The organism is Streptococcus salivarius (assembly GCF_009738225.1).
Taxonomy (GTDB): Bacteria; Bacillota; Bacilli; order Lactobacillales; family Streptococcaceae; genus Streptococcus.
Genome location: NZ_CP018187.1, coordinates 1,228,450 through 1,254,648, shown reverse-complemented (window position 1 = coordinate 1,254,648; position 26,199 = coordinate 1,228,450). Strand labels below are relative to the sequence as shown.

The window sequence follows — 26,199 nt, the reverse complement described above, 5'->3', positions numbered from 1 at the left end:
GGCTATTTTGTTAAAGCATTGTCAATGGATTCAATAATGTCATCGATATCAGCTAAGGCACCGCGTCCCGTATCTCCACAAGCCAGTAATCCTGATTTTGGAAGAATTTCTTGGTAGCCAAGGTCATGCAAAGTATCTAAATTTTTCCTAGTCAGTGGATTCTCATACATTTTCGTATTCATTGCAGGGGCAATTAGTTTTGGGGTAGTGCTAGGTAAAGCTAAAGCAGTAGCAGTAAGCATATTATCGGCCATACCATGTGCTAATTTGGCAATGGTATTTGCTGAAGCTGGAACTACAATAAAGAGGTCAGCTTCTTTTCCTAAGTCAATATGATTAATACGTTCAGCTAATCTTTCTTCCATGACATCAGTGTGAACGGGGTTCTTCGAGAGAACTTGAAGTGTCAGAGGGGTGATAAAGGCTTGAGCAGCTTCAGTTATAATGACGTGAACATCATAACCTTTTTTCTTTAACCTGCTTGTTAGATCGGCTGCTTTATAGGCAGAAATTGATCCTGAAACAGCAAGGATGATACGTTTAGTCATGGCATATCCTTTCAAATAAAGCTCGAGCAATTGCAGCTTTGGTCCCAACCTTCTCCTCGCTTTTTTCGTCAACTAGATAGGCGATATGTTGATCTGGAGAAATATCACTCAAGTCGTTTGCGACAATGATATCTGCTTTGTTGCGTCTCAGACTTGCACGAGCAACCTCAAAAAGCTCATCTTTACTTACATTAACTAAAAGTTTGAAGCCAATCAATTGAATAGTAGGATTCCATTGTTTAACAAGGCTAATGACCTTCGGTGTTTTTTTAAGAAAGAGAACTTGATACTCTGAAGCTGAAGATATCTTGCTCTCAGTGTTAGACTTATGCAAGAATTGAGCGAGATCTTCAGTAGCCTCTAATTCAGCGATATCCGTCATATAAACAGGCGTATAATCAGAAACTGCCATACTATGGATGAGGACATCGTGCTCTTTGACGAGTGGCTCCATTTTTTTGAGAAGACTATCTACGTTCGTAATTTCTGTAATCTTTAGATTTTCTTTCGGTTCTGGTTTAACCGCTGTCTTGGTCGTTACTAAGGTTACTTGGTGCCCCTTAGCCAAGAAAAGTTCAGCGATTTCCTTACCTAGATAACCTGTTGAATGGTTTGTGATTCCACGCACAGCATCAATCTTTTCAGTGGTACCACCCGATGTAATCAAAATTTTCATAGTAGTATTGTACTAAAAATTGCGTTTTTAGTAAATAATAGTAGGTCTTTTTTAGTTGTACCCCTATAAATTAAAGTTATAACGATTTATAACAAAACAAAAACCGAACATTGAAAAGTAATTAACCAAAAATAATGCGTTTTTTATGAAACTCTGTTATAATAGATTCTAGAAAAATATAGAGGAGTGTCTCATGAAAACAGATATCGAAATTGCTCAAAGTGTAGAATTAAAACCAATCACAGAAGTAGTTGAAAAAGTTGGAATCGGCTTTGACGATTTGGAACTCTACGGAAAATATAAGGCAAAATTGTCATTTGATAAAATCAATGCAGTCAAAGACAATAAACCAGGAAAATTGATTTTGGTAACAGCCATCAACCCAACACCAGCTGGTGAAGGGAAATCAACTATGTCAATTGGTCTTGCAGACGCTCTGAACAAAATTGGTAAGAAAACTATGATTGCCCTTCGTGAACCATCTCTTGGTCCTGTTATGGGGATTAAAGGTGGTGCTGCAGGTGGTGGTTACGCACAAGTCCTTCCGATGGAAGATATTAACCTTCACTTTACAGGGGATATGCACGCTATCACCACAGCTAATAACGCTTTGTCTGCTCTCCTTGATAATCATATTCACCAAGGAAATGCACTAGGTATTGACCAACGTCGTATTATCTGGAAACGTGTGGTTGACCTTAATGACCGTGCGCTTCGTCATGTAAATGTTGGTCTTGGCGGTCCCCTTAACGGTATTCCACGTGAAGATGGTTTTGACATTACTGTTGCATCTGAAATCATGGCGATTCTTTGCTTAGCTACTGATATTAAAGACCTTAAAGAACGTTTGGCTAACATTGTAGTTGCTTACCGTTATGACCGTACACCTGTTTATGTGCGTGATCTTGAAATCGAAGGTGCGCTTACACTTATTCTTAAAGATGCCATCAAACCTAACTTGGTACAAACAATTTATGGGACACCAGCTTTGGTACACGGTGGACCATTTGCCAACATTGCTCATGGATGTAACTCAGTTCTAGCTACATCTACAGCGCTACGTTTGGCAGATTATACAATTACGGAAGCAGGTTTCGGTGCTGACCTTGGTGCTGAAAAATTCCTTGATATCAAGACTCCAAACCTCCCAACAACTCCTGATGCTGTTGTTATTGTCGCGACACTTCGTGCCCTTAAAATGCACGGTGGGGTAGCCAAAACGGACCTCTCTGAAGAAAATGTTCAAGCTGTTCGTGATGGCTTCGCTAACTTGAAACGTCATGTGGAAAATGTTCGTAAATTCGGTCTTCCTGCAGTCGTTGCTATTAACGAGTTTGTTGCTGATACAGAAGCTGAAATTGCAGCCCTTAAAGAACTTTGTGCAGAAATCGATGTTCCTGTTGAATTGGCTAGCGTTTGGGCTAATGGTGCTGATGGTGGTATTGACCTTGCCAACGCGGTAGTTGATGCTGTTGAAAATGGGAATGCTGACTATAAACGTCTTTATTCTGATGATGATAGCTTGGAAGCGAAAATCACTAAGATTGTTACTGAAATCTATGGTGGTAAATCAGTTGTCTTCGAGAAAAAAGCTAAGAACCAACTTAAACAATTTGCCGAATTTGGTTGGGATAAATTACCAGTATGTATGGCTAAAACACAATATAGTTTCTCAGATAACCAATTCTTGCTTGGAGCACCAGAAGGTTTTGATATCACTATTCGTGAGTTTGTTCCTAAAACAGGTGCTGGATTTATCGTGGCTCTTACAGGTGATGTTATGACCATGCCAGGTCTTCCAAAAGCTCCAGCAGCCCTTAAAATGGACGTTTCTGAAGATGGAACAGCTGTTGGTTTGTTCTAAGAAAAAATAACGATAAAAGGGCAGTACCTATTGGTGCTGTTTTTCGTTCCAGTTATGAAAAACTTAAGGAAAGTATAGTAGACTGAATCTAAATAAAAGAAGATCAAAGCACTAGATGATTATGTGTATTTTAGATATAATGATAAGACTTAGTCAAAGTGTTCTTTGTATCTTTGACACCTAACAAGGGGGATAACTATGATTAAAATACTACTAGTAGAAGATGATTTGAGTTTGTCCAACTCAGTTTTTGATTTTTTAGATGACTTTGCTGATGTTATGCAGGTCTTTGATGGTGATGAAGGCCTCTACGAAGCTGAAAGTGGCGTCTATGATTTGATTCTTTTAGACTTAATGTTACCTGAAAAAGATGGTTTCACTGTTCTTAGAGAATTACGTGATAAAGGTGTAACAACTCCTGTACTTATCATGACTGCTAAGGAAAGTCTAGACGATAAGGGACATGGTTTTGAACTTGGTGCGGATGACTATCTAACCAAACCTTTCTACTTAGAAGAGTTGAAGATGCGTATTCAAGCACTTTTGAAACGCTCTGGTAAATTTGACCAAAACACACTTTCTTTTGGTGATGTTCGTGTCAATCTTGCTACAAATTCAACCTTTGTGGGGGATAAAGAGGTAGAACTTCTTGGTAAAGAGTTTGATTTATTAGTTTATTTCTTACAAAATCAGAATGTTATCTTGCCTAAGTCACAAATTTTTGACCGTCTTTGGGGATTTGATAGTGATACTACGGTATCAGTTGTTGAAGTATACGTTTCTAAAATTCGTAAGAAACTTAAAGGAACAGACTTTGCTGCCAACCTCCAAACCTTGAGAAGTGTGGGGTACATTTTGAAGAATGCTGACTAAATTTTTCAATTATCTCTTTAGGAGAATCAAGTCAGAAGGATTTAAGTCTTTCATTCATTTCTTTGCCACTTTTTCTGGTATTTTCCTTGTCATGACTGTCATGATTTTGCAGATTCTGAGTTACGGCGTTTATTCAAATGTGGATTCTAGTCTGAAAATGGCAGCAACTAAGACCAATTCTTATTTAGAAATGGAAATGCTAAAACGGGAACTTTTTCTGACTTCTGAGGTAGATCAAAATAATACGACAACCATCTACCAAGCCTATGATACTAAAGGGTCGACAGATGAAACACCTGACTCGAGTGGCTCTAAAAAAGAATCTAAGAAGAAATCAAAGATGGAAGATGCCCCTCACGATTTATCTGTTGCGGCGAATACCAGTGTCTTAGTGCTTGATAAGAATGGAAAAGTCCTCAATGTCGTTGACAAATTTTCTAGCTTATCCAATTTACCAATAGATAAAAATAACATTGATGTTATCAGCAAGGGAAGCGCTCAGAATTATTTCGATCAAACCGAAAAGTATCGCCTGATTACTGAAAAAGTAGATAATAGTCTCTATCCTGATGCTAAGTACCTTGTTATTGCGATTAATACAACTCAATTGGAAGAAGCCACTGAACGTTATGTCAAGCTCATTGTCATCATGATGAGTTTCTTCTGGCTCCTATCTGTTGCGGCTAGTATGTATTTGGCCAAGTGGTCAAGACGTCCTATCCAGGAAAGTCTGGAGAAGCAGAAGGCATTTGTTGAAAATGCCAGTCACGAGTTACGGACACCGCTTGCTGTGATTCAAAACCGATTAGAAGTTCTTTTCCGCAAGCCTGAGAGCACCATTTTAGATAATTCAGAGAATATTGCTTCAAGTCTTGATGAAGTACGTAATATGCGTCTGTTGACGACAAATCTCTTGAACTTGGCTCGTCGTGACGATGGTATTAAGCCGGAAATCGAAACCTTAGAACCTGCTTTCTTTGATACAGTATTTACCAATTATGCCATGATTGCTGAAGAAAACGAGAAAGGATTTACGGCCCAAAACCAAGTTAGCCGTCCTATTCAGACTGATAAAACGCTACTGAAGCAGCTAATGACGATTTTATTTGATAATGCTATTAAGTATACAGAAGATGATGGACATGTTATCTTTTCGGTTCGCACTAATGACCGACATCTTTATATTTCGGTAGCTGATAATGGTCCTGGTATATCAGATAGTGATAAGAAAAAAATCTTTGATCGCTTTTATCGCGTAGATAAGGCTAGAACCAGACAAAAAGGTGGGTTTGGACTGGGCTTATCACTAGCGCAACAAATTGTTTTAGCTCTTAAAGGAACAATTGTTGTCAAGGACAATCATCCGAAGGGGACTATTTTTGAAGTTAAAATCACTGGAGTTTAATGAATAAAGAAAACCTGCTAGCTTATGTTCTAGCAGGTTTTTATGTTATAAGGTAATAAAAAAACTCCTAAATGGAGCTTTCAATTAGTTAGCCAATTTAGCTGCAAGACGTGATTTATCGCGGCTTGCTTTGTTTTTATGAATCAAACCTTTAGAAGCGGCTTTATCGATGCTAGCAGATGCAGCACGGTAAGCTTCTTCAGTTGGGTTAGCGTTGAATGCTTTGATAGCAGTACGCAAAGCTGATTTTTGAGCTGAGTTTTGTTCGTTTTGTTTAACGTTAAGTTCAGCGCGTTTGATAGCTGATTTAATATTTGCCAATGTTTTCACCTCCAAAATTTATCTAACTATGTCATTATACGTTATTTTAGACCCCTTGGCAAGCTTTTTCTATTTTTTTAAGTGGATGAAGTCGATTTTATGATTGTCTCCCTTATGAAGAATCAGTTCGGCTCGGCTTCGTGTAGGTTCGATATAATTTTCCAGGTTAACCAAATTGATATCACGCCAAGTTTTTTGTGCTAAAGATAAGGCTTCATCTTTACTGAATTTAGTGAAACGATGGTAATAGTTATTTTCATCTTTCTTGGCGAGCTCAAGAAGGGTTTGAAAACGTTCGAGATACCATGATTCGATATTATTAACTTCAGCATCAATGTAAAGAGAAAAATCGAAATAGTCACTCATGTAGAGTCGTTGGTTAATAGGATTCTGGAAAACATTAATCCCTTCGACAATCAAAAAATTGGGCTGTCTGATTTCTTGTGTAAGACCTGGTACAATATCATAAATTTCATGGGAGTAAACAGGAATATTGATATCACCACCATTTTTTATAGTATCTAAAAAATTGAGAAGAAGCGGCATATCGTAGGATTCAGGGAAACCCTTACGGTTAAGGATGTCTTTTTCTTTCAAGACTTGGTTAGGATAGAGAAAGCCATCGGTTGTTACAAGTTCAACCTTAGATTGGGGGAAGGTACGTTGTAACAAGAGTTGAAGCAAACGACTGGTAGTGGATTTGCCAACAGCAACTGAACCAGATACCCCAATAATAAATGGACGATTAGTCTGTGATTTTTGTAAAAAGATACTCTTAGAAAAGGTTAAATCATTGGCCGTTTTCTGATAGATACGAATGAGATTGATAAGGGGAAGATAAATATCACTAACTTCTTGCACATCAATCTTATCATTAAGGCTACGAATGGAATCAAGTTCTTCCGCAGTCAATGGGGCATTACCTTCTTTATGAAGGCGTTGCCACTCCTTACGTGATATCGTTTCGAAATTGATAAATTCATTTAACATAGCTAACATTATAGCAGAAAAAAAGCCGGAATGTAAGCCTTATCATATCACTAGCCTTACTTTGGTATTTATGATACGATAAAGGGAAAAGACTATCTAGAAGGAAAAAAATAATGTCAAAAATGTATTATGCTGAGACGCCAGATGCGGCTCACGATATTCATGATTTAAAGGTAAATTTGTTAGGAGAAAGTTTTCAGTTTTATACGGATGCTGGGGTTTTCTCTAAAAAAATGATTGATTATGGAAGTCAAGTGCTTTTGAGTGCATTAGATTTGGAAGCTGGAAACACACTATTAGATGTGGGATGTGGCTACGGTCCTATTGGGATTAGTTTGGCCAAGGTACAAGGAGTCAAAGTCACAATGATTGACATCAATAGTAGGGCAATTGATTTAGCGAAACAAAATGCTGAACGAAACAAGGTTGAAGCTACTATTTTCCAATCGAATATCTATGAAAATGTTACTGGAAGTTTTGACTATATTATTTCTAATCCACCTATCCGTGCTGGGAAGAAGGTGGTTCATCAAGTTATTGAGGAGGCATATGATTATCTCAATCAAGGTGGTAATCTAACTATTGTTATTCAGAAAAAACAAGGAGCTCCGTCAGCTAAGGCTAAGATGGAGGATGTGTTTGGTAATGCTGAAGTCGTTAAAAAGGATAAAGGATACTATATCCTTAGAAGTGAGAAAATATGAGAACAGTTGATTTAATTGAAAAGAAAAGAGATGGTGGCGAGTTAAGCACAGAAGAAATTTCATATCTCATTAATGGCTATGTGTCTGGGAAAATTCCAGACTATCAGATAGCTGCACTGGCGATGGCAATTTATTATCAAGGTATGTCTATTCGTGAAATCCATGATTTGACCACTGATATGGTTGCTTCAGGTGAACAATATGATTTGTCAGAAATTCCAGGTGTTAAGGTAGATAAACATTCGACCGGTGGTGTTGGCGATAAGGTAACCATCATCCTTATGCCACTTGTAGCTAGCTTTGGTGTTCCAGTAGCTAAGATGAGTGGTCGTGGTCTTGGACATACAGGTGGAACGATTGACAAATTAGAGTCTATTAAAGGCTATCAGGTTGAGCGTAGCAAGGAAGAGTTCATTCAGCAAGTTAAAGACATTGGAATTTCCCTCATTGGTCAGTCTGAGCATTTAGTTAAGGCTGATAAACTTCTTTATGCCTTGCGTGATGTCACTGCAACAGTAGATTCCATTCCTCTAATCGCAAGCTCTGTTATGTCCAAAAAAATTGCAGCAGGTGCTGATAAGATTTTACTGGATGTTACTGTTGGTCAAGGTGCTTTCATGAAAAACATGTCTGATGCTGAAAAATTGTCAGAGACCATGGTTGCATTAGGACATGAGGTTAATCGTGAAACAATTGCAGTTATAACAGATATGAGCCAGCCACTAGGTAAGGCTATTGGTAACCGCTTGGAAATCACTGAGGCTATTGAAATTATGCAAGGTAAGGGACGTGAAGATATCACTGACTTTATCTGTGAGTTGGCTGAGATTCTATTAGATTTAGCTCAGGTTGAAGCTAGTCAAGAAGAGATTCGTCAGCACTTAGTGGGTGGAAAAGCCCTTGCTAAGTTTGAAGAACTCATTCAAGCTCAAGGTGGTGATTTGACCGATCTTTATCGTCATAGCAGTGCTCCTGTCGTGACAGATATTCATGCTCATGAAACAGGTTACATTAAAGAGTTACCTGCTATGGCATTTGGAAAATTTGCTATGCAATTAGGAGCAGGTCGAGCTACGAAGTCAGATAGTCTTAATTATGAAACAGGAATTGTATTTGAAAAGAAAGTTGGCGATGCAGTAGCTCAAGGAGACCTTATTGCCAAGGTCTATAGTCAAGAAATTTTATCTGAAAAAATGCTGACTGAATTTGAAAAAAATGTTATTATTGATAGTGAATGTAAAGAAACGACAGAAATATTAAAGATAATTCGCTAAGCCTTAATTTTATACTAATCAAGGAGTTTTGTTTATGTCTGTTAATAGCTATATTGACCATACCTTACTAAAAGCTGATGCTAATAAAGAACAGATTCTTTCCCTAATTGATGAGGCTAAGAAGTATGAGTTTGCCAGTGTCTGTGTTAATTCAACTTGGGTTAAAACGGCAGCTGAATTGCTTAAAGATAGTTCTGTTAAAGTTTGTACTGTGATTGGTTTCCCTTTGGGAGCATCGACCTCTGCAGTTAAGGCTTTTGAAGCCAAGGATGCTATTGCCAATGGTGCAGATGAAGTTGATATGGTAATCAATATCGGTGCTCTTAAATCTAGAAATCTTAAATTAGTCGAAGACGACATTAAAGCTGTTGTTGAAGCTAGTGGAAGAAAACTTGTAAAGGTTATTATTGAAACTTGTCTTCTGACCGATGAAGAAAAGGTCGAAGCTTGCCAATTAGCAAAACTGGCAGGTGCAGATTTTGTGAAGACCTCTACTGGTTTTTCTACTGGTGGCGCAACAATTGAAGATATTGAACTTATGCGAGAGGCTGTTGGTCCTACTATGGGAGTCAAGGCATCTGGTGGAGCACGCACACTTGAGGCGGCTCAAGCCTTTATCAAAGCTGGTGCAACCCGTATTGGTACTTCGTCAGGAGTTGCCATTATGAAAGGTCAAGAAAGCCATGATAGCTACTAAAAAAGAGCAAGTAATAAAAGCAGCACAAGAAGCAGCTGAAAATGCCTATGTTCCCTATTCTCGTTTTAGAGTTGGAGCAGCATTGCTTACAAAGGATGGGCAAATTTTTCAAGGCTGTAACATTGAGAATGCCTCATTCGGATTGACCAATTGTGCAGAAAGAACAGCCATTTTTAAGGCGGTATCCGAAGGGTACAGAGATTTTGAATGTCTTGCAGTCTACGGAGATACCAAAGATCCCATCTCACCATGTGGTGCTTGTCGCCAAGTAATGGTTGAATTTTTAAAATCTGATTCTAAAGTGATTCTTATCGCTGAAGATAACTCGACAGTCGAGATGACAGTCGGAGAGTTGTTACCATACTCTTTTACGGACTTACAATAGTCTAGTTGTTTTATTCTTTATTAAGCAAGTTTTCTTGCAAGTTATAGGAGGAGTGTTCAAGATGAAATTGAACAAGAAAATTATCGGACTTGGCCTTGTTGCTGTAGCAGCACTTGGTCTTGCAGCATGTGCACGTGGCGGACGCGGTGGATCATCAGCTGATTCAAAAGTTAAAGCTGCTATCGTTACGGATACTGGTGGGGTTGATGATAAATCATTTAACCAATCAGCATGGGAAGGTCTTCAAGCTTGGGGTAAAGCTAACAAACTTGAAAAAGATTCTGGCTACAATTACTTCCAATCTGGTTCAGAGTCTGACTTTGCAACAAACTTGTCTTCAGCACAAAGTCAAGGCTACAACCTCATCTTTGGTGTTGGTTTTGCTCTTCATGATGCAGTAGCAGATGCAGCTAAAGAACACGAAGATGTAAACTATGTAATTATTGACGATGTTATTAAAGACCAAAAGAACGTTGAAAGCGTTTTGTTTGCCGATAATGAAGGTGCTTACCTTGCAGGTATCGCAGCAGCTATGCAATCAAAAACAAATAAAGTTGGTTTCATTGGTGGTCAAACATCAGACACAATTACACGTTTTGAAGCTGGTTTCACAGCTGGTGCTAAGTCAGTAAAACCTGACATCGATGTACAAGTTCAATATGCTGAATCATTCTCTGATGCAGCTAAAGGGACAACAATCGCTTCAACAATGTATGCTTCAGGCGTTGACGTAATCTACCAAGCTGCTGGTGGTACTGGTACAGGTGTCTTCACAGCTGCTAAAGAAGTTAACGAAAAACTTGATGCTGAAAGCGATAAGAAAGTATGGGTAGTCGGTGTTGACCGTGACCAAACAGCAGAAGGTAATTATACATCTTCAGACAAGAAAAAATCTAACTTTGTTTTGACTTCAACAATCAAACAAGTTGGTACAGTTGTTAAAGATATTGCTAACGGACAAGTCAAAGGCGATAAATTCGAAGGTGGTAAAACTAAGACTTACGGTATTAAAGACGGTGGTGTTGACATTGTAACGTCTAATCTTCCTTCAGATATCAAAGATGCAGTAGAAAAAGCTAAAGAACAAATCAAGAATGGTGAATTGAAACCAACTGATGGTCTTAGCAAATAATAGTTAAGTATAAGTCTTTATAGAACTTAGACTGAGACAAATTTTTGTCTCAGCAAAGGGAAGCAGTTAATGATCCCCTTTGCTGAAATAAAAATTATTCTTGGAAGGAGATTGTATGACGAAGCCAAATGTCATTGAGATGCACGATATTACCAAAAAATTTGGTGAATTCGTGGCAAATGACCATGTCAATCTTGATGTGAGACAAGGAGAGATCCATGCCCTCCTCGGTGAAAATGGTGCAGGTAAGTCAACTTTAATGAATATGCTTTCAGGTCTTTTGCAACCTACGAGCGGTACCATTAAGGTTAAAGAACAAGAGGTGACGATTGATTCACCATCTAAAGCAACGAAACTGGGGATTGGGATGGTTCACCAACACTTTATGTTGGTTGAAGCTTTTACAGTTGCTGAAAATATCATCCTGGGTAGTGAGGTAACTAAAGCTGGTGGTGTCCTTGATATGAAGAAGGCTATCAAGGAAATTACTGAACTCTCTGAAAGATACGGTCTTGCGGTAGATCCAACTGCCAAAGTTGCAGATATCTCTGTTGGTGCTCAACAGCGTGTTGAAATCCTTAAGACTTTGTATCGTGGGGCTGATATTTTGATTTTCGATGAGCCGACTGCGGTATTGACTCCGTCTGAAATTACTGAACTTCTAAACATTATGAAGACCTTGGTTAAGGAAGGCAAGTCGATTATTCTGATTACCCATAAGTTGGATGAAATTCGAGCAGTTTCTGACCGTGTCACTGTCATTAGACGTGGTAAATCAATTGATACGGTAACGATTGAAGGGTCAACAAATGCTGACTTAGCCGAAATGATGGTTGGCCATCAGGTTTCCTTCAAGACAGAGAAAATTCCTTCAAATCCAAAAGAAGTTGTTCTTTCTATTAAAAATTTGGTGGTTAACGAGAACCGAGGAATACCTGCTGTAAAAAATCTGTCATTAGATGTTCGTGCTGGTGAGATCATCGGTATTGCCGGTATCGATGGCAATGGTCAGACAGAACTTGTCCAAGCGATTACAGGGCTTCGTAAAGTTAAGTCAGGTGATATTACTATCAAGGGTGAATCGATTATTCATAAGACAACTCGTCAGATTACTGAAATGAGTGTTGGGCATATTCCTGAAGATCGTCACCGTGATGGTATGGTCCTTGAAATGACAGTTGCTGAAAATATCGCTCTTCAAACCTACTACAAAGAGCCAAATTCTAAGAATGGTATCTTGAACTATAATGTCATTAATGCTAAAGCGCGTGAATTGATGAAAGAATTTGATGTTCGTGGTGCAGGAGAGTTAATTGCTGGTGGTGAATTGTCAGGTGGTAACCAACAAAAAGCTGTTATCGCTCGTGAGATTGACCGTGACCCAGAACTTCTTATTGTAAGTCAACCAACTCGAGGTCTTGACGTTGGTGCTATTGAGTACATCCGTAAACGTATTATTGCAGAACGTGATAAAGGTAAGGCTGTGATTGTTGTCAGCTTTGAATTGGATGAAATTCTTGATATGTCAGACAGAATTGCGGTTATCTATGATGGTGCAATTCAGGGAATTCTAGATCCTGCTGAAACGAATAAGCAAGATCTTGGTATTCTTATGGCTGGTGGACAATTGAATAAGGAGGAAGCAAATGTCTAAAAAAGTACAAAATTGGGCAGTTCCTTTAATTGCTGTCCTCTTGGGAATGCTGATTGGAGCCGTTTTGATGTTGATTTTCGGTTACGATCCATTCTGGGCTTACTATGATCTTTTCACAACGGCCTTCGGCTCATTGAAAAATATTGGTGAAATTCTTCGTGCCATGAGTCCGCTGATTCTGATTGCACTAGGATTCTCTGTTGCATCTAAGGCAGGTTTCTTTAACGTTGGTTTGCCAGGACAAGCCTTGGCAGGATGGGTTTCTGCCGTATGGTTTGCTTTGTCATTCCCTGACTTACCAAAGGTGATTTCAGTTATCTGTACAGTCATAATCGGTCTGGTTGCAGGTGGTATCGCTGGGGCTATTCCAGGTATTCTCCGTGCTTACTTGGGAACTAGTGAGGTCATTGTTACCATCATGATGAACTACATCATTTTGTATGTAGCAAACAATATTATTCGCTTTGGATTTACAGCTGATATGTTGCGTTCTTCAGAAGCTTCTAACAAGGTTGTAGCCTCAGCTAGTTATCAAACGGAGTACTTATCTCAAATAACTGGTGGTTCGCGTTTCAATATTGGTTTCTTCCTAGCTCTTGCGGCTGCCTTCTTAGTTTGGTTCTTGCTTAAGAAAACAACAACTGGTTTTGAAATTACATCTGTAGGTCTTAATCCTCATGCTTCAGAGTATGCAGGGATGTCATCTAAACGTGTTATTATCATGTCAATGATTATCTCAGGTGCTCTATGTGGTCTTGGAGGAACAGTAGAAGGACTTGGTACATTCCAAAATGTCTTCGTTCAAAACGCTTCATTGGCTATCGGTTGGAACGGTATGGCGGTTGCGCTTTTAGCGTCTAACTCACCTATCGGTATCCCATTTGCCGCCCTTCTCTATGGTGTTTTGTCTATTGGTAAGAGTGGTATGATTGGTGTTCCACCTGAAATTATCGATGTTGTTTCAGCCTTGATTATCTTCTTTGTTGGTGCTAATTACATCATTAGATATTGGGTTCGCCCTCGTCATAAATCAGTGAAAGCTAAAGGAGGACAAAACTAATATGGACTTTATTACAATTATAGCCTTAATTGTTGCCTCTATGTTGAAATATTCAGCACCATTGATTTTTACAAGTATCGGTGGAACTTTCTCTGAACGAGGCGGTATCGTAAATGTCGGCCTTGAAGGAATTATGGTAATTGGTGCTTTCGCAGGTGTTCTCTTTAACTTGACTTTTGCAGAAAGTTTTGGAGAAGCGACACCTTGGATTGCTGCGATTGTAGCAGGTCTGGTTGGTGTTCTCTACTCATTGCTCCATGCTGTTGCGACAATTAACTTCCGAGCTGACCATGTTGTCTCTGGTACAGTGTTGAACCTTATCGCACCATCTTTGGCAGTATTCTTGACACGTGTTATCTATGGTGCTGGTCAAACACCTGCTATCAGTCATAACTTTAAGACTGTATCATTCCCAATCTTTAATCATATCCCTTTCTTGGGTAAAGTTTTCTTCACTAATGTTTCTTTGGTAGCATATGTTGCTATCTTGGTTTCAGTGGCATCATGGTGGCTCATCTTTAAGACTCGCTTTGGTTTACGACTTCGCTCAGTTGGTGAACACCCACAGGCAGCAGATACACTTGGGATTAACGTCTATCGTATGCGTTACTATGGCGTCATGATTTCGGGCTTCCTTGGTGGTGTTGGTGGTGCGGTTTATGCACAATCAATCTCAAACAACTTTGCCGTTACAACAATTGCAGGTCCTGGTTTCATCGCCTTGGCTGCTATGATTTTCGGTCGTTGGAGTCCAATTGGAGCTATGCTCTCAAGTTTGTTCTTTGGATTGTCACAATCATTGGCAATCATTGGAAAACAGCTTCCACTCATTTCACATGTACCAAATGTGTATTTGCAAATTGCACCATATATCTTGACAATTATTGTCTTGGCTGCTTTCTTCGGTAAAGCCGTTGCTCCTAAAGCAGATGGTGTTAACTATATCAAATCTAAATAGGCGCTCTACAGTGTCTCAGATAAGAAGGTCTATCGGCCTTCTTTTTTATTCGAGTAAAAAAGCTTGTCAATACTCACTAAAGTAGGTATGACAAGCTTTTGTTTTTATGAAAAATGTGGGTTAAAGACCTTCTCATGACCAATAGTGGTATCCCATCCATGTCCTGGGAAAACTCTGTAGTGGTTAGGAAGCGTAAAGAGTTGCTCTTGAATACTAGTGAGTAATTGTTCGTGGTTCCCTGTTGGAAGGTCCCAGCGTCCAATTGTTTCTTTAAAGAGGGCATCACCAGAAAATACAGTTTCTTCTCTATCAAAGATAAAAGAAACACCTCCAATAGAGTGTCCTGGAGTTGGAACAACTTTAAACTGAAAGTTCTTGATGTTATAATCTTCAGTAAAATCGAAGTAGTGTTCTGCAGGATTGACAATAACGTCTTCCATATCGTCGTGACGTGGGAGTCCAGATAAATTATCAATAGGACTCATCAACCAGTCTTTTTCAGCTTCAGCAACATAGACAGGAGGGTGATTATATGCCTGACGGACTGCCTCAACACTCATAATGTGGTCGTAGTGTGTATGTGTCAAAAGGATAACAGCAACTGTTTTGTCGATTGCTTTAAGTTCAGTTAAGATAGCAGAAGTATCACTTCCTGGATCAATGACTAGACAGGCTGTATCGTTTTCTAAAATATAGGTGTTTTCCTGAGCAACAGGATTTAAAATTCGTCTTATTTTCATAGTTCTAGTGTAGCACGAATTTCAGGCTTTTTCCAATATCAGAATGATGGCTTTGTCTTTTTTTGGTGCTTTGTATATGCTATAATAAGGTCACTATGAGTGAAAAAAACACGAATAAATATGCCATTGTTGATTTGGAAGCAACCTCCGCTTCGTCAACGGCTAGTATTATACAGGTGGGAATTGTTATCATGCAAAATGGTCAGGTGGTTGACGAATTTGCGAGTGATGTCAACCCACACCAAGAACTCGATGAGCACATTGTTCATTTAACAGGAATTACCGATCAGCAGTTGGCCCAAGCCCCAGATTTTTCAGAAATTGCCAGAACCATTTTTGAACTGATTGAGGACTGTATTTTTGTTGCCCATAATGTTAAATTTGATGCCAATTTGCTTGCAGAGGCACTTTTCATGGAGGGCTTCGAACTAAGAACTCCTCGTGTGGATACTGTCGAATTGGCTCAGGTTTTTTATCCGACGCTAGAACAATATAAGTTATCTCATTTATCCAAGGTTCTTAATCTTGACTTAGCTCAAGCCCATACCGCTATTGAAGATGCGAGAGCGACCGGACAGCTTTTGTTTCATTTGATGGATAAGATTGCCAGCCTACCTAGACAGACCATTGAGATGCTTTTGACTTTTTCAGATAATCTTCTTTTTGAGACTGAGTTGGTTATTCGTGACGCTATAAGAGGTCAAAATTTAGGTCTTTCAAAGGAATATGTCATGCTTGAAGAATCTGGAATTGTTCTCCGTAGACCTGTGGCTTATAAGATGGAACGAAAGCTGTCTCAAGATTTTGCTACCAATATTGCTCTCTTAGATTTGGAATCAAGACCTAAACAAAGAGAGTTTGCTGAGGCAGTAAGGAAGGAGCTTGATAATACTGCTATTTCCATGATTCAGGCTCAGACTGGAATTGGGAAAACCTATGGCTATTTGCTTCCCTTGTTAGCACAATCTGATGTAGATAAAGTGGTGGTGGCTGTTCCAACCAAGCTTCTTCAAAATCAGATTATGAATCAAGAAGCTAAAGCATTATCGGATGTCTTTAATATTAACTTTCATAGTCTCAAAGGACCTCAGAATTATATCAAGTTAGATGCCTTCTACCAAACCTTACTTCGTCAGGATAGTAACCGTTTGGTTAACCGTTACAAAATGCAACTTTTGGTGTGGTTGACTGAAACAGAGACAGGGGATCTTGACGAAATCAGACAAAAACAGCGCTATATGGCTTATTTTGATGAGATTAAGCACGATGGTAAGTTAAAAGCTGACAGTCTTTTTGCTGAATATGATTTTTGGCAACAGTCCTATCAAAAAGCCCAAGAAGCAAGGGTAGTTGTGACCAACCATGCTTATCTTTTGACGCGTATGGAAGATGATCATGATTTTGTCCGAGGAAAGACTCTTGTGATTGATGAGGGACAAAAGATGGTCCTGGCTTTAGAACAATTTTCACGTTATCAAGTCAATCTTACTGTCCTGTTGCAACATATTCATCGAATTCTTGATAGTGGTAGTCAAAGCTTGCTTCAACAACGCTTGCTCGAAAATCTGCAGTTTGAAGTTAGCCATCTAATCCAAGAACATCAACAATTTCCTCATAAGCAGTATAATCGCCAGCAATTAGATTGTTTGCTACAAACCATTTCTGAACTGGAGGGTGAAAGTGATTTGATGGAGATGTTGTCTCCCTTGAAGACACCCCTTTACAGCCATTTCTGGCTTGAAACAGACTATTATCAGGAACATCGTGTGACTTATTTAAAGGCATCACGCCAAGAGCTCTTAGAACTTTCAGCTTATCTACCAAGTGCCCAAAAAGTGATAATTGTTTCAGCAACTATTGATGTGGGACCTGATGTAGATGTGGCTGATTTGTTGGGCTTAGATCAAGTACGCAAGGTTAGCCTCCCAATGGATACTTTACCCAATCAAGCTATTTGGATTGATCAAAGCATGCCTATGATTGGTATTGCTTCTGAGGAAGAGTATGAAGTTGCTCTTGCAAAGCGTCTCCAGAAGCTATCTGGAATGGAATATCCAATTTTAGTACTATTTACATCTCGAAAGAGTATGATGGCTGTTTCAGATTTATTGGATCATAGGGAAGTTCGTCACCTAACTCAAGAGAAAAATGGGACTGCTTTTAATGTCAAAAAACGTTTTGATAGAGGTGAGACCAACCTCCTTCTGGGTATGGGGTCGTTCTGGGAAGGTGTGGACTTTGCTCAACAAGATAGGGTAATCGAGGTTATTGCACGTCTGCCGTTTGACAATCCTAAGGATCCATTCTATCAAAAGATTGAATCTTGGTTTTCTAAGCAAGGAAAGAGCACCTTTGATAGTTACAGTCTTCCCATGACGGTTTTACGTTTTAAACAAGCTATTGGACGTGCTCAAAGACGTCCAGAACAGCGCTCGGCTATTCTTCTTATGGATAATCGCCCGCTCGTTAAGAGTTATGGAAAACTATTTCTAAAAGAAGTGACACAAGAAGTTGCGCTTAAGTATGCTAAGTTTGAGCAAGTCAAAGAGGATATTAAGGATTTCTTAGAAAAAGAAAGTTAACTTTTTAAAAGAAACCTTTTCTAAGATTACTCAGGCTTTATGAATTTTACTGACTTATAAAAAAGATAGACTTATTGCTCAATACTAGCTATATTGCTATGTAAAGATTTATCATTTTCTGATATAATAAATTCAGAAACTTTTTTAGGAGGCATTATGCGTAAACAACGTTCACCCTGGACCAAAAAGCAACAGTTCATTTTTGGAATAATTGTAATCGTTGTGACCTTAATTGCCTCTTTGACTGCTATTCTTATTGTAGCGACTAAGCCTTACGTAGACGCTGAAAAGAAGGTTATTGCCATAGCAGAGAGCAAAGCAGATATTAAGACTGTTACTGAATTTGATATCTACCATGGTGAGGCTACCTATTACGGACTTCTTGGAAAGTCTGGTCAAGGTGAGAAACTGGCTGTTATCGTGAGTCATGATTCAGGTGAGGTTGATATCTACAAGCAATCGGATGGTATTAGTAAGTCAGTGGCTAAGAAAGCTGCTAAAGCCTATGGTGCTAAGGATATATCCTATGTCCACCTAGGAAAGTATGGCAAAACTCCTATTTGGGAAGTGAAGTCAGGAACCCAGTATTATCTGGTTGATTTTATCTCAGGTCAGGTTATTAAAGTGGAAGGACTATAATGAAATGACAAAATTATCAAATCGTGTATTACAAATGGAAGAAAGTGTTACTTTAGCTGCCAGTGCGCGTGCTAAAGCTCTTAAAGCTCAAGGACGTGATATCTTGAGTTTGACACTTGGTGAACCAGATTTTGTAACACCTAAGAACATTCAAGATGCTGCTATTACCTCTATTGAAAATGGTAAGGCAAGTTTCTATACCGTAGCTTCTGGACTTCCAGAACTTAAGGATGCGATTAGCACTTACATGGAAAACTTCTATGGCTATGCTGTAAAACCAAATGAGGTTGTTGTCGGCACTGGTGCGAAGTTTATCTTATATGCTTTCTTTGCTACGATCATCAATCCTGGTGATGAAGTCATTATTCCAACACCCTGCTGGGTTTCGTATGTAGACCAAGTTAAAATGGTTGAGGGTGTTCCAGTCACTTTCCAAACGACTGAAGCTAATCACTTTAAAGCAACAGTTGAACAACTTGAAGCTGCTCGCACTGAAAAAACTAAAGTTGTCTTGCTTAATTCTCCATCAAATCCAACAGGAATGATTTACAGCAAGGAAGAATTGCAAGCAATCGGTGACTGGGCGGTTGAGCACGATATCTTAATTTTAGCAGATGATATCTATGGCCGTTTGGTCTATAATGGCAACACCTTTACTCCAATTTCAAGTCTTTCAGATGCCATTCGTAAGCAAACAATTGTGATTAATGGTGTTTCCAAGACCTATGCTATGACAGGTTGGCGTGTTGGTTTTGCTGTCGGAGATCCAGAAATTATTTCAGGTATGGCTAAGATTATCAGTCAAACGACATCAAATCTTACAGCAGTTTCTCAATATGCTGCGATTGAAGCCTTAACTGGTGATCAGTCTTCTATCGAAGAAATGCGTCAGGCTTTTGAGGAACGTTTGAATACGATTTATCCACTCCTAGCTGAAGTGCCTGGCTTTGAAGTCATCAAACCTCAAGGTGCCTTTTACCTCTTCCCTAATGTTAAAAAAGCGATGGAAATCAAAGGCTACACAAATGTTAATGATTTTACAAACGCTATTCTTGAAGAGGCTGAAGTCGCTTTGGTAACAGGTGCAGGATTCGGCGCACCTGAAAATATTCGTCTTAGCTATGCAACAGACTTAGATACTTTGAAAGAAGCAGTCCGTCGAATCAAAGCCTTTATGGAAAAATAGAATTAATATAGATCAAAAGAAAAGAGAAGTAATTACATGTCTAAACAATTAGTTTCAATTATTGATGTGCCTAAACACGTGGGCGAAGAAATCACTATCGGTGCATGGGTAGCTAACAAATCAGGTAAAGGGAAATTGGCCTTTCTTCAATTGCGTGATGGAACTGCCTTCTTCCAAGCGGTAGCTTTCAAACCTAACTTCATCGAAAAATACGGTGAAGAAGAAGGTACTGAAAAATTTGATACTGTTAAACGCCTTAGCCAAGAAACATCAGTTTATGTGACTGGTGTGGTCAAAGAAGACGAACGTTCAAAATTTGGTTACGAGTTGGATGTGACAGCAGTAGAAGTCATCGGTGAATCACATGATTATCCAATCACACCAAAAGAACACGGAACTGACTTCTTGATGGATAATCGTCACCTTTGGTTGCGTTCACGTAAACAAATGGCTGTCCAACAAATTCGTAATGCGATTATTTACGCAACTTACGAATTCTTTGATAAAAATGGTTTCATCAAATTTGATAGTCCAATTTTGTCAGGAAATGCAGCTGAAGATTCAACAGAATTGTTTGAAACGGATTACTTTGGTACACCTGCTTACCTAAGCCAATCTGGTCAGCTTTACCTTGAAGCTGGTGCCATGGCTCTTGGTCGTGTATTTGACTTTGGTCCTGTTTTCCGTGCCGAAAAATCAAAAACACGCCGTCACTTGACTGAGTTCTGGATGATGGATGCTGAGTATTCATTCTTGTCACATGATGAGTCACTTGATTTGCAAGAAGCTTATGTTAAAGCTCTTATTCAAGGTGTTATTGATCGTGCGCCACAAGCTCTTGAAATCCTTGAACGTGATGTAGATCTTCTTAAGAAATACATTGCTGAGCCATTCAAACGCGTGTCTTATGATGAAGCTATCGACCTTCTTCAAGCACATGAAAATGATGAAGATACAGATTATGAGCACCTCGAACATGGGGATGACTTCGGTTCACCACACGAAACTTGGATTTCAAACTATTTTGGTGTTCCAACATTCGTTGTTAATTATCCAGCAAGCTTCAAGGCTTTCTACATGAAGCCAGTTCCTGGTAATCCTGAGCGCGTTCTTTGTGCAGACCTTTTGGCACCAGAAGGTTATGGTGAAATCATCGGTGGTTCAATGCGTGAAGATGACTACGATGCTCTTGTAGCTAAAATGGATGAACTCGGAATGGACCGTTCAGAATACGAATTCTACCTTGACCTACGTAAATATGGTTCAGTACCACACGGTGGCTTTGGTATCGGTATTGAACGTATGGTTACTTTCGTAGCTGGAACAAAACACATCCGTGAAGCTATTCCATTCCCACGTATGTTGCACCGTATCAAACCATAAGTAAAATTCTTTAGGAGTGCAAAAGTATGAAAAGATGGTTACTTGGTCTTTTGGCCTTACTTTGTATGGTTTCGATGGTAGCTTGCAGCAAGTCTGCTCCCTCACTAGAGGGTGAATGGCATGCACAAGATGCCTTAAAGAAGGATTATACGATTGTCTTCAAGAAAGATAAGGTCAAGATTGGTGAGCAGGATTATAACTATACAGTGGATGGTCCCAAGTCTAAAGATGACTTTACCTATTATTCGCTTAAAGTAAAAGATCAGGGAAAAGAAACGTCTTATACAGTATTTTTCCCAACTAAATCCAAAGAGGTTGCTCTCTTTCTGGAACCAAATGATGAGAAAGAACCCATTAAGGGTCAAATGCTCTTTGCACTTAATAAAAAAGACAAACCAGACTATTATAGCTATGTCAAAAAGTATCTGAAATAAAAACGCCAACTGGCGTTTTTACTTTAAATTAAGGAGGTGAGGAAAATGTAGGCAACTCTAAGTAAGTCTTTTAGAAACAATCAAATTACATATTGAAAGTGAGAAAACGATGTTTAAAAGAACTTACAAAGGCAATATTCCACTTCTAGCAGGACTGGAATTCACATCTTATTTTGGAATCACCAGTTTTTGGATTTTATTTTTCATTCAGAATGGTCTTTCCTTACTTCAAATCGGTTTACTAGAAAGTATCTTTCATGGGACAAGTCTCTTGTGTGAGATTCCATCAGGTATGTTGGCCGATCGGTTTAGCTACAAGACCAATCTCTATTTGGCTCGCTTGGCCAGTATTGGATCCTCTGTCTTGATCTTACTTGGTCAGGGAAATTTTTGGATCTATGCGATTGCCATGATGGTCAATGCTTGGTCTTACAATTTTGACTCGGGGACCAGTACGGCTTTCTTATATGATTCAGCAGTTGAAGCAGGTCAAAAGGACCGCTACCTTCAGATTTCTAGCTTTTTGTCTGGTGTGGCAGAAGTCACCCGAACTCTAGGTACAGTTGTTGCTGGTTTCTTTGTTCACGGAGCCTTGGCCTGGACCTATCATATTGCGATTGGCCTTTCATTAGTTTCCATTCTCTTGATTTTTCTGATGAAGGAGCCAGAAACTAAGAGTGATGAAAGAGATCGCTTAACCTTAAAACGGATATTGGTGGTGGTGAAACAAGAATGGCAGGAGAAGCCGGTCTTATTTTACTGGATGCTCACCTATCAACTGCTAGGAACTATCATGTGTATGTTTTATTTTTACTACCAACAGAAAATCAGTGACCTAGCCAGTTGGCAAGTATCGCTCATCATGGTTGTTGGTAGTCTCTTAAATCTTCTAGCTGTTTATCTAGCTAGTCAAATCGGGAAAAAATGGAATAGCAATCAAGTCTTTCCAATTCTGGTTGCGCTGACAGGGTTGGCCTTGCTGTTGGTATGGTTGAGAACTCCATTCGCCTATCTAAGTGTTTATCTCTTGACCAATGCACTTTATGCGGTTTATCAACCCATTTACTACAATGATTTACAAGGCTATTTACCATCCAGTGTAAGGGCAACCATGCTGAGCATCAATTCGATGATGTTTAGTCTATCCATGATTGTCATCTTCCCACTGACGGGTTGGTTCATCGATAGTTATGGATTTGTAGTAGTCTTTATCATCCTGGGCCTTGTAACGCTATTCTCTTTCCCTCTCTTACTGATTGGATTGTGGAAAATGGGCAAGATAATAAATAAAGGGACAAAGATGGATTAATATTCCAGACTTTTATTAGTCTACATAAGTTTAAATTGGATAATAGCATCTTGCTTAACAAAATCCGAACGAACTCTCTCTGCTGTGCAGGGAGAGTTTTTTTATCTGATAAATTGTGGTAAAGTAGGCACATCCTTTACAATAAGAATCGAGTCGTGTGAAATCTTTAGGCCAAATGCTCTTTGCACTTAATAAAAAAGAAAAACCAGACTACTATAGCTATGTCAAAAAGTATATGAAATAGTAGGAGAAGGATTAGCCTAGTGCTGATTCTTTTCTTTTTGGAATTATATGTTTCAATTTTCAGAATATTTTGTTATAATAGCAACATATTATTCAAAGGAGAACTATCATGGCAAAAACTATTCATACTGATAAAGCACCAGCAGCAATCGGACCTTATGTTCAAGGTAAAATTGTTGGCAATCTTTTGTTCGCTTCTGGTCAAGTACCATTGTCACCAGAAACAGGTGAAATCATTGGCGAAACAATTCAAGAACAAACAGAACAAGTTCTTAAAAATGTTGGGGCTATTTTGGCAGAAGCTGGTACAGACTTTGACCACGTTGTCAAAACAACTTGCTTCCTAAGTGACATTAACGATTTCGTTCCATTTAACGAAGTGTATGCAACTGCCTTTACATCTGATTTCCCAGCACGTTCTGCGGTAGAAGTGGCACGTTTGCCAAAAGATGTTAAAATTGAAATCGAAGTTATCGCTGAGATTGATTAATGAAGAGAGCTTTGGCTCTTTTCTTTTTTTCTCAACTATGATAGACTATTAAGGATAAATCATTTTCGATGTTTGGGAGACACCATCGCTAAAAAAAACCATTACTGGCGTTTTTTGGCTCCCCCAAGGGGCCTTTTTATGTGTCTCAGACATCACGAATAAAGAGGAATATTATGAAACGTCAATCAGCTTTGGTCGTCTTTAGTGGCGGTCAAGATTCTACTACTTGCCTATTTTGGGCGCTAAAACATTATGAAACAGTTGAATTAGTTACTTTTGCTTATGGCCAACGTCATAGCTTAGAAATTGAAGTAGCTAAAGAGATTGCGCAAGAACAAGGGCTTAAACACCATGTTTTGGACATGTCTTTGCTTGGTCAAATCACTGAAAATGCCTTAACATCTGATATTGAGATTGAGGCAGAAGAAGGTGAAGTTCCTAATACCTTTGTGGACGGGCGTAATCATCTTTTCCTTTCTTTTGCAGCTGTTCTAGCTAAGCAACGTGGTATTACTGATATTGTTACGGGTGTTTGTGAGACAGACTTTTCTGGTTATCCAGACTGTCGTGATGTTTTTGTCAAATCGCTTAATGTTACACTTAATCTAGCCATGGCCTATGATTTTGTTATCCAAACCCCTCTCATGTGGTTAGATAAGGCTGAGACTTGGGCTTTAGCTGACCAACTTGGAGCTTTTGACTATGTTCGTGAAAAAACGCTAACTTGCTATAACGGTATTATTGGAACTGGTTGTGGGGAATGCCCTGCCTGTCACTTGCGTCAAAAAGGTCTTGAAAAATATCTAGCAGAAAGAGGAGAAGCTTAATGTTCTTTGCACCGAAAGAAATCAAGAAAGAAACAGGTGAGTCCTTGGTTTACAATCCTCATCGTACAATGGTTTCTAAAGAGTTTACTTTTGATGCTGCCCACCATCTCTTTAATTATGAAGGCAAATGCAAATCACTTCACGGCCATACCTACCATCTTCAGATTGCAGTAAGTGGATACTTGGATGAGCGTGGTATGACCTACGATTTTGGTGATCTAAAGAGCATTTATAAGGACCATTTGGAACCACAGTTAGATCACCGTTATCTCAATGAGACTCTGCCTTATATGAATACAACTGCGGAAAATATGGTTTTCTGGATTTTCCAGACGACGAGTCAACATCTGCCAGAGGAGAGAGGACTTCGTTTGGAATATGTGCGTCTTTATGAAACACCAACAGCCTTCGCAGAGTTTAGACGGGAGTGGTTGGATGACTAGAGAACGTGTACTCAAACTGCCAGTGCTTGAAATTTTCGGACCGACTTTTCAAGGGGAAGGCCGAGCTATCGGTCAAAAGACCATGTTTGTAAGGACAGCAGGATGTGATTACCATTGTGATTGGTGTGATTCTGCCTTTACTTGGGATGGGTCAGAGAAGCCAACACGTATGACAGCTGATGAAGTTATTGAGGCTTTAGATGCGCTAGGAACTTATGACTATGTTACTCTGTCTGGAGGAAACCCAGCTCTTTTAGCGGCAAATATGGCTGAACTCGTTTCAAAACTCAAGGCTAGAGGAGTGACTTTGGCCGTTGAAACTCAGGGTTCTCGCTGGCAGGAGTGGCTCAAGGATATTGATCAAGTAACCTTAAGTCCTAAACCACCATCATCCAAGATGGAAGTCAATATGGAAACCCTTGACTTTATTGTTTCACAACTTGATCCTGATAAAGTTACCTTCAAAGTTCCTGTTTTTGACGATGATGATTTAGCCTTTGCTAAAATGATTCAGGAACGTTATCAGCCAGATGTCATGTTTCTTTCGGCTGGTAATCCTGAACCGAAAGCAGAAGGTAATATTGTCCAACATCAATTAGGTCGCCTCAAAGAGCTTTGGGAGACAGTAGCTGCTGATGACTCATGGGGCAATGTGCGTGTTCTCCCTCAGCTTCATACTCTACTCTATGATAATGAGCGCGGAGTCTAATCTTCACATTCTATAAACTTAGAATTGATAGTTTTTTTACTTTTTTAATGATTAACATTAGAAATTTAGATTAAAAATTGACCATATAAAGGTCTATAATAATTAACAACAAAGGAAGAAAAATGTCACAACAAGAAGAAATGAAAAACCTCACTCTCCTTGGTAATAAGGAGACACCTTATATTTTTGAATACTCTCCACAAGTCTTGGAGTCTTTTGATAATCGTCATACTGATAATGATTACTTTATCAAATTCAACTGTCCAGAATTTACGTCACTTTGTCCTATTACTGGGCAACCTGATTTTGCAAGCATCTATATTTCTTATATTCCAGACCAGCTCTGCGTTGAGTCTAAATCTCTAAAGCTTTACCTCTTTAGTTACCGTAATCACGGAGATTTTCATGAAAACTGTATTAATACCATTGGTAAAGATTTGGTGGAGCTTTTGAACCCTCGTTACTTGGAAGTTTGGGGTAAATTTACACCTCGTGGTGGTATTTCGATTGACCCTTATTATAATTACGGTCGTCCAGAAACTAAGTATGAAAAGATGGCAGAGCAACGTCTTTTTAATCACGATCTTTACCCAGAAAATATTGATAATCGTTAATGTCAAGCTAAAAGTCCTTATGCAAATAATGGGCTTTTTTTCTTGGTTAAACACCTGTC

General features: G+C 39.1%; 27 protein-coding genes. 22 read left to right on the top strand and 5 right to left on the bottom strand.

The genetic code is table 11. The annotated features are described in order from the left end of the window. Window positions 1–2: 2 nt before the first annotated feature. Window positions 3–548, bottom strand: a complete 546-nt coding sequence (gene coaC / locus BSR19_RS06185) for a phosphopantothenoylcysteine decarboxylase (protein WP_156246790.1) — start codon at window positions 546–548, stop codon at window positions 3–5. Then, entirely contained in the window at window positions 541–1,224 is a 684-nt protein-coding gene (locus BSR19_RS06180; RefSeq protein WP_156246789.1) for a phosphopantothenate--cysteine ligase, read from the bottom strand. The genes coaC and BSR19_RS06180 overlap by 8 nt, the downstream gene beginning before the upstream one ends. Window positions 1,225–1,417: 193 nt before the next feature. Here BSR19_RS06180 and BSR19_RS06175 point away from each other — a divergent pair, with 193 nt between their 5' ends. The 3 genes from BSR19_RS06175 to BSR19_RS06165 all read left to right on the top strand — a co-directional run bounded on the left by BSR19_RS06175 (window position 1,418) and on the right by BSR19_RS06165 (window position 5,366). Further along, window positions 1,418–3,088: a formate--tetrahydrofolate ligase gene (locus BSR19_RS06175; protein ID WP_002891135.1), complete on the top strand. Its 1,671-nt coding sequence runs from the start codon at window positions 1,418–1,420 to the stop codon at window positions 3,086–3,088. A 198-nt stretch (window positions 3,089–3,286) separates the two neighbouring features. Further along, window positions 3,287–3,961 carry a response regulator transcription factor gene (locus BSR19_RS06170; RefSeq protein WP_049546057.1) on the top strand — a complete coding sequence of 225 codons (675 nt, stop codon included), beginning with the start codon at window positions 3,287–3,289 and terminating at the stop codon, window positions 3,959–3,961. After that, on the top strand, window positions 3,951–5,366 hold the full coding sequence (locus BSR19_RS06165) for a sensor histidine kinase (RefSeq protein ID WP_156246788.1): 1,416 nt from the start codon (window positions 3,951–3,953) through the stop codon (window positions 5,364–5,366). Before BSR19_RS06170 ends, BSR19_RS06165 begins: the two co-directional genes overlap by 11 nt. 84 nt (window positions 5,367–5,450) lie before the next feature. Here the strand turns inward: BSR19_RS06165 and rpsT are convergent, their stop codons facing one another. Together rpsT and coaA are read right to left on the bottom strand one after the other, a co-directional pair. Then, window positions 5,451–5,687 (bottom strand): 30S ribosomal protein S20, encoded by a 237-nt coding sequence (rpsT, locus tag BSR19_RS06160; RefSeq protein ID WP_037597891.1) that lies wholly within the window; start codon window positions 5,685–5,687, stop codon window positions 5,451–5,453. A 69-nt stretch (window positions 5,688–5,756) separates the two neighbouring features. Next, window positions 5,757–6,677 (bottom strand): type I pantothenate kinase, encoded by a 921-nt coding sequence (gene coaA, locus BSR19_RS06155; protein WP_156246787.1) that lies wholly within the window; start codon window positions 6,675–6,677, stop codon window positions 5,757–5,759. A gap of 113 nt (window positions 6,678–6,790) precedes the next feature. Here coaA and BSR19_RS06150 point away from each other — a divergent pair, with 113 nt between their 5' ends. The 8 genes from BSR19_RS06150 to BSR19_RS06115 all read left to right on the top strand — a co-directional run bounded on the left by BSR19_RS06150 (window position 6,791) and on the right by BSR19_RS06115 (window position 14,541). Then, complete coding sequence (locus tag BSR19_RS06150; protein ID WP_073686336.1) at window positions 6,791–7,381, top strand: class I SAM-dependent methyltransferase; 591 nt, start codon at window positions 6,791–6,793, stop codon at window positions 7,379–7,381. Next, window positions 7,378–8,655: a pyrimidine-nucleoside phosphorylase gene (locus BSR19_RS06145; protein WP_156246786.1), complete on the top strand. Its 1,278-nt coding sequence runs from the start codon at window positions 7,378–7,380 to the stop codon at window positions 8,653–8,655. Before BSR19_RS06150 ends, BSR19_RS06145 begins: the two co-directional genes overlap by 4 nt. A 34-nt stretch (window positions 8,656–8,689) precedes the next feature. Continuing rightward, complete coding sequence (deoC, locus tag BSR19_RS06140) at window positions 8,690–9,352, top strand: deoxyribose-phosphate aldolase (protein WP_156246785.1); 663 nt, start codon at window positions 8,690–8,692, stop codon at window positions 9,350–9,352. Next, window positions 9,339–9,737 carry a cytidine deaminase gene (locus BSR19_RS06135; protein ID WP_002891126.1) on the top strand — a complete coding sequence of 133 codons (399 nt, stop codon included), beginning with the start codon at window positions 9,339–9,341 and terminating at the stop codon, window positions 9,735–9,737. Before deoC ends, BSR19_RS06135 begins: the two co-directional genes overlap by 14 nt. Before the next feature lie 67 nt (window positions 9,738–9,804). Beyond that, window positions 9,805–10,869: a BMP family lipoprotein gene (locus BSR19_RS06130; protein WP_331462068.1), complete on the top strand. Its 1,065-nt coding sequence runs from the start codon at window positions 9,805–9,807 to the stop codon at window positions 10,867–10,869. Window positions 10,870–10,984: 115 nt separating this feature from the next. Beyond that, a complete protein-coding gene (locus BSR19_RS06125; protein WP_156246783.1) occupies window positions 10,985–12,523 on the top strand; it encodes an ABC transporter ATP-binding protein in 1,539 nt (512 codons plus the stop codon). Continuing rightward, the gene (locus BSR19_RS06120; protein WP_004184109.1) at window positions 12,516–13,583 is read left to right on the top strand and encodes an ABC transporter permease; all 1,068 of its coding nucleotides are present in this window, start codon (window positions 12,516–12,518) and stop codon (window positions 13,581–13,583) included. Before BSR19_RS06125 ends, BSR19_RS06120 begins: the two co-directional genes overlap by 8 nt. 1 nt (window position 13,584) lies before the next feature. Beyond that, entirely contained in the window at window positions 13,585–14,541 is a 957-nt protein-coding gene (locus BSR19_RS06115) for an ABC transporter permease (RefSeq protein WP_156246782.1), read from the top strand. 104 nt (window positions 14,542–14,645) lie between these two features. Here the strand turns inward: BSR19_RS06115 and BSR19_RS06110 are convergent, their stop codons facing one another. Beyond that, a complete protein-coding gene (locus BSR19_RS06110; protein WP_156246781.1) occupies window positions 14,646–15,281 on the bottom strand; it encodes an MBL fold metallo-hydrolase in 636 nt (211 codons plus the stop codon). Between the two features lie 95 nt (window positions 15,282–15,376). On the opposite strand from BSR19_RS06110, the gene BSR19_RS06105 reads away from it, so the two are divergent. From BSR19_RS06105 to queF, 11 genes are all read left to right on the top strand, one after another. Then, window positions 15,377–17,863, top strand: coding sequence for a bifunctional DnaQ family exonuclease/ATP-dependent helicase (locus tag BSR19_RS06105; protein WP_156246780.1), 2,487 nt, complete (start codon window positions 15,377–15,379; stop codon window positions 17,861–17,863). Window positions 17,864–18,019: 156 nt separating this feature from the next. After that, complete coding sequence (locus BSR19_RS06100; RefSeq protein ID WP_004182029.1) at window positions 18,020–18,502, top strand: cell wall elongation regulator TseB-like domain-containing protein; 483 nt, start codon at window positions 18,020–18,022, stop codon at window positions 18,500–18,502. 4 nt (window positions 18,503–18,506) lie between these two features. Continuing rightward, window positions 18,507–19,688, top strand: coding sequence for a pyridoxal phosphate-dependent aminotransferase (locus BSR19_RS06095; protein ID WP_156246779.1), 1,182 nt, complete (start codon window positions 18,507–18,509; stop codon window positions 19,686–19,688). Between the two features lie 36 nt (window positions 19,689–19,724). After that, window positions 19,725–21,071, top strand: a complete 1,347-nt coding sequence (asnS, locus tag BSR19_RS06090; protein ID WP_002891115.1) for an asparagine--tRNA ligase — start codon at window positions 19,725–19,727, stop codon at window positions 21,069–21,071. A 26-nt stretch (window positions 21,072–21,097) separates the two neighbouring features. Next, on the top strand, window positions 21,098–21,505 hold the full coding sequence (locus tag BSR19_RS06085; RefSeq protein ID WP_156246778.1) for a hypothetical protein: 408 nt from the start codon (window positions 21,098–21,100) through the stop codon (window positions 21,503–21,505). A gap of 109 nt (window positions 21,506–21,614) precedes the next feature. Next, window positions 21,615–22,814: an MFS transporter gene (locus BSR19_RS06080; protein ID WP_118058056.1), complete on the top strand. Its 1,200-nt coding sequence runs from the start codon at window positions 21,615–21,617 to the stop codon at window positions 22,812–22,814. A gap of 352 nt (window positions 22,815–23,166) precedes the next feature. Beyond that, window positions 23,167–23,547, top strand: coding sequence for a RidA family protein (locus BSR19_RS06075; protein WP_002891112.1), 381 nt, complete (start codon window positions 23,167–23,169; stop codon window positions 23,545–23,547). A gap of 173 nt (window positions 23,548–23,720) precedes the next feature. Beyond that, window positions 23,721–24,374 carry a 7-cyano-7-deazaguanine synthase QueC gene (gene queC, locus BSR19_RS06070; protein ID WP_004182407.1) on the top strand — a complete coding sequence of 218 codons (654 nt, stop codon included), beginning with the start codon at window positions 23,721–23,723 and terminating at the stop codon, window positions 24,372–24,374. Continuing rightward, a complete protein-coding gene (gene queD / locus BSR19_RS06065) occupies window positions 24,374–24,817 on the top strand; it encodes a 6-carboxytetrahydropterin synthase QueD (RefSeq protein ID WP_064524302.1) in 444 nt (147 codons plus the stop codon). Before queC ends, queD begins: the two co-directional genes overlap by 1 nt. Further along, window positions 24,810–25,526, top strand: a complete 717-nt coding sequence (queE, locus tag BSR19_RS06060) for a 7-carboxy-7-deazaguanine synthase QueE (protein WP_073686325.1) — start codon at window positions 24,810–24,812, stop codon at window positions 25,524–25,526. Before queD ends, queE begins: the two co-directional genes overlap by 8 nt. Before the next feature lie 122 nt (window positions 25,527–25,648). Next, on the top strand, window positions 25,649–26,140 hold the full coding sequence (gene queF / locus BSR19_RS06055) for a preQ(1) synthase (RefSeq protein WP_003097375.1): 492 nt from the start codon (window positions 25,649–25,651) through the stop codon (window positions 26,138–26,140). The last annotated feature ends 59 nt before the right edge of the window (window positions 26,141–26,199 follow it).

What these genes read in the sequence shown, in the direction of transcription:
- coaC (WP_156246790.1), bottom strand. Translation starts at nt 548, where the DNA reads ATGACTAAACGTATCATCCTTGCTGTTTCAGGATCAATTTCTGCCTAT.
- BSR19_RS06180 (WP_156246789.1), bottom strand. Translation starts at nt 1,224, where the DNA reads ATGAAAATTTTGATTACATCGGGTGGTACCACTGAAAAGATTGATGCT.
- BSR19_RS06175 (WP_002891135.1), top strand. Translation starts at nt 1,418, where the DNA reads ATGAAAACAGATATCGAAATTGCTCAAAGTGTAGAATTAAAACCAATC.
- BSR19_RS06170 (WP_049546057.1), top strand. Translation starts at nt 3,287, where the DNA reads ATGATTAAAATACTACTAGTAGAAGATGATTTGAGTTTGTCCAACTCA.
- BSR19_RS06165 (WP_156246788.1), top strand. Translation starts at nt 3,951, where the DNA reads ATGCTGACTAAATTTTTCAATTATCTCTTTAGGAGAATCAAGTCAGAA.
- coaA (WP_156246787.1), bottom strand. Translation starts at nt 6,677, where the DNA reads ATGTTAAATGAATTTATCAATTTCGAAACGATATCACGTAAGGAGTGG.
- BSR19_RS06150 (WP_073686336.1), top strand. Translation starts at nt 6,791, where the DNA reads ATGTCAAAAATGTATTATGCTGAGACGCCAGATGCGGCTCACGATATT.
- BSR19_RS06145 (WP_156246786.1), top strand. Translation starts at nt 7,378, where the DNA reads ATGAGAACAGTTGATTTAATTGAAAAGAAAAGAGATGGTGGCGAGTTA.
- deoC (WP_156246785.1), top strand. Translation starts at nt 8,690, where the DNA reads ATGTCTGTTAATAGCTATATTGACCATACCTTACTAAAAGCTGATGCT.
- BSR19_RS06135 (WP_002891126.1), top strand. Translation starts at nt 9,339, where the DNA reads ATGATAGCTACTAAAAAAGAGCAAGTAATAAAAGCAGCACAAGAAGCA.
- BSR19_RS06125 (WP_156246783.1), top strand. Translation starts at nt 10,985, where the DNA reads ATGACGAAGCCAAATGTCATTGAGATGCACGATATTACCAAAAAATTT.
- BSR19_RS06120 (WP_004184109.1), top strand. Translation starts at nt 12,516, where the DNA reads ATGTCTAAAAAAGTACAAAATTGGGCAGTTCCTTTAATTGCTGTCCTC.
- BSR19_RS06115 (WP_156246782.1), top strand. Translation starts at nt 13,585, where the DNA reads ATGGACTTTATTACAATTATAGCCTTAATTGTTGCCTCTATGTTGAAA.
- BSR19_RS06110 (WP_156246781.1), bottom strand. Translation starts at nt 15,281, where the DNA reads ATGAAAATAAGACGAATTTTAAATCCTGTTGCTCAGGAAAACACCTAT.
- BSR19_RS06105 (WP_156246780.1), top strand. Translation starts at nt 15,377, where the DNA reads ATGAGTGAAAAAAACACGAATAAATATGCCATTGTTGATTTGGAAGCA.
- BSR19_RS06100 (WP_004182029.1), top strand. Translation starts at nt 18,020, where the DNA reads ATGCGTAAACAACGTTCACCCTGGACCAAAAAGCAACAGTTCATTTTT.
- BSR19_RS06095 (WP_156246779.1), top strand. Translation starts at nt 18,507, where the DNA reads ATGACAAAATTATCAAATCGTGTATTACAAATGGAAGAAAGTGTTACT.
- asnS (WP_002891115.1), top strand. Translation starts at nt 19,725, where the DNA reads ATGTCTAAACAATTAGTTTCAATTATTGATGTGCCTAAACACGTGGGC.
- BSR19_RS06085 (WP_156246778.1), top strand. Translation starts at nt 21,098, where the DNA reads ATGAAAAGATGGTTACTTGGTCTTTTGGCCTTACTTTGTATGGTTTCG.
- BSR19_RS06080 (WP_118058056.1), top strand. Translation starts at nt 21,615, where the DNA reads ATGTTTAAAAGAACTTACAAAGGCAATATTCCACTTCTAGCAGGACTG.
- BSR19_RS06075 (WP_002891112.1), top strand. Translation starts at nt 23,167, where the DNA reads ATGGCAAAAACTATTCATACTGATAAAGCACCAGCAGCAATCGGACCT.
- queC (WP_004182407.1), top strand. Translation starts at nt 23,721, where the DNA reads ATGAAACGTCAATCAGCTTTGGTCGTCTTTAGTGGCGGTCAAGATTCT.
- queD (WP_064524302.1), top strand. Translation starts at nt 24,374, where the DNA reads ATGTTCTTTGCACCGAAAGAAATCAAGAAAGAAACAGGTGAGTCCTTG.
- queE (WP_073686325.1), top strand. Translation starts at nt 24,810, where the DNA reads ATGACTAGAGAACGTGTACTCAAACTGCCAGTGCTTGAAATTTTCGGA.
- queF (WP_003097375.1), top strand. Translation starts at nt 25,649, where the DNA reads ATGTCACAACAAGAAGAAATGAAAAACCTCACTCTCCTTGGTAATAAG.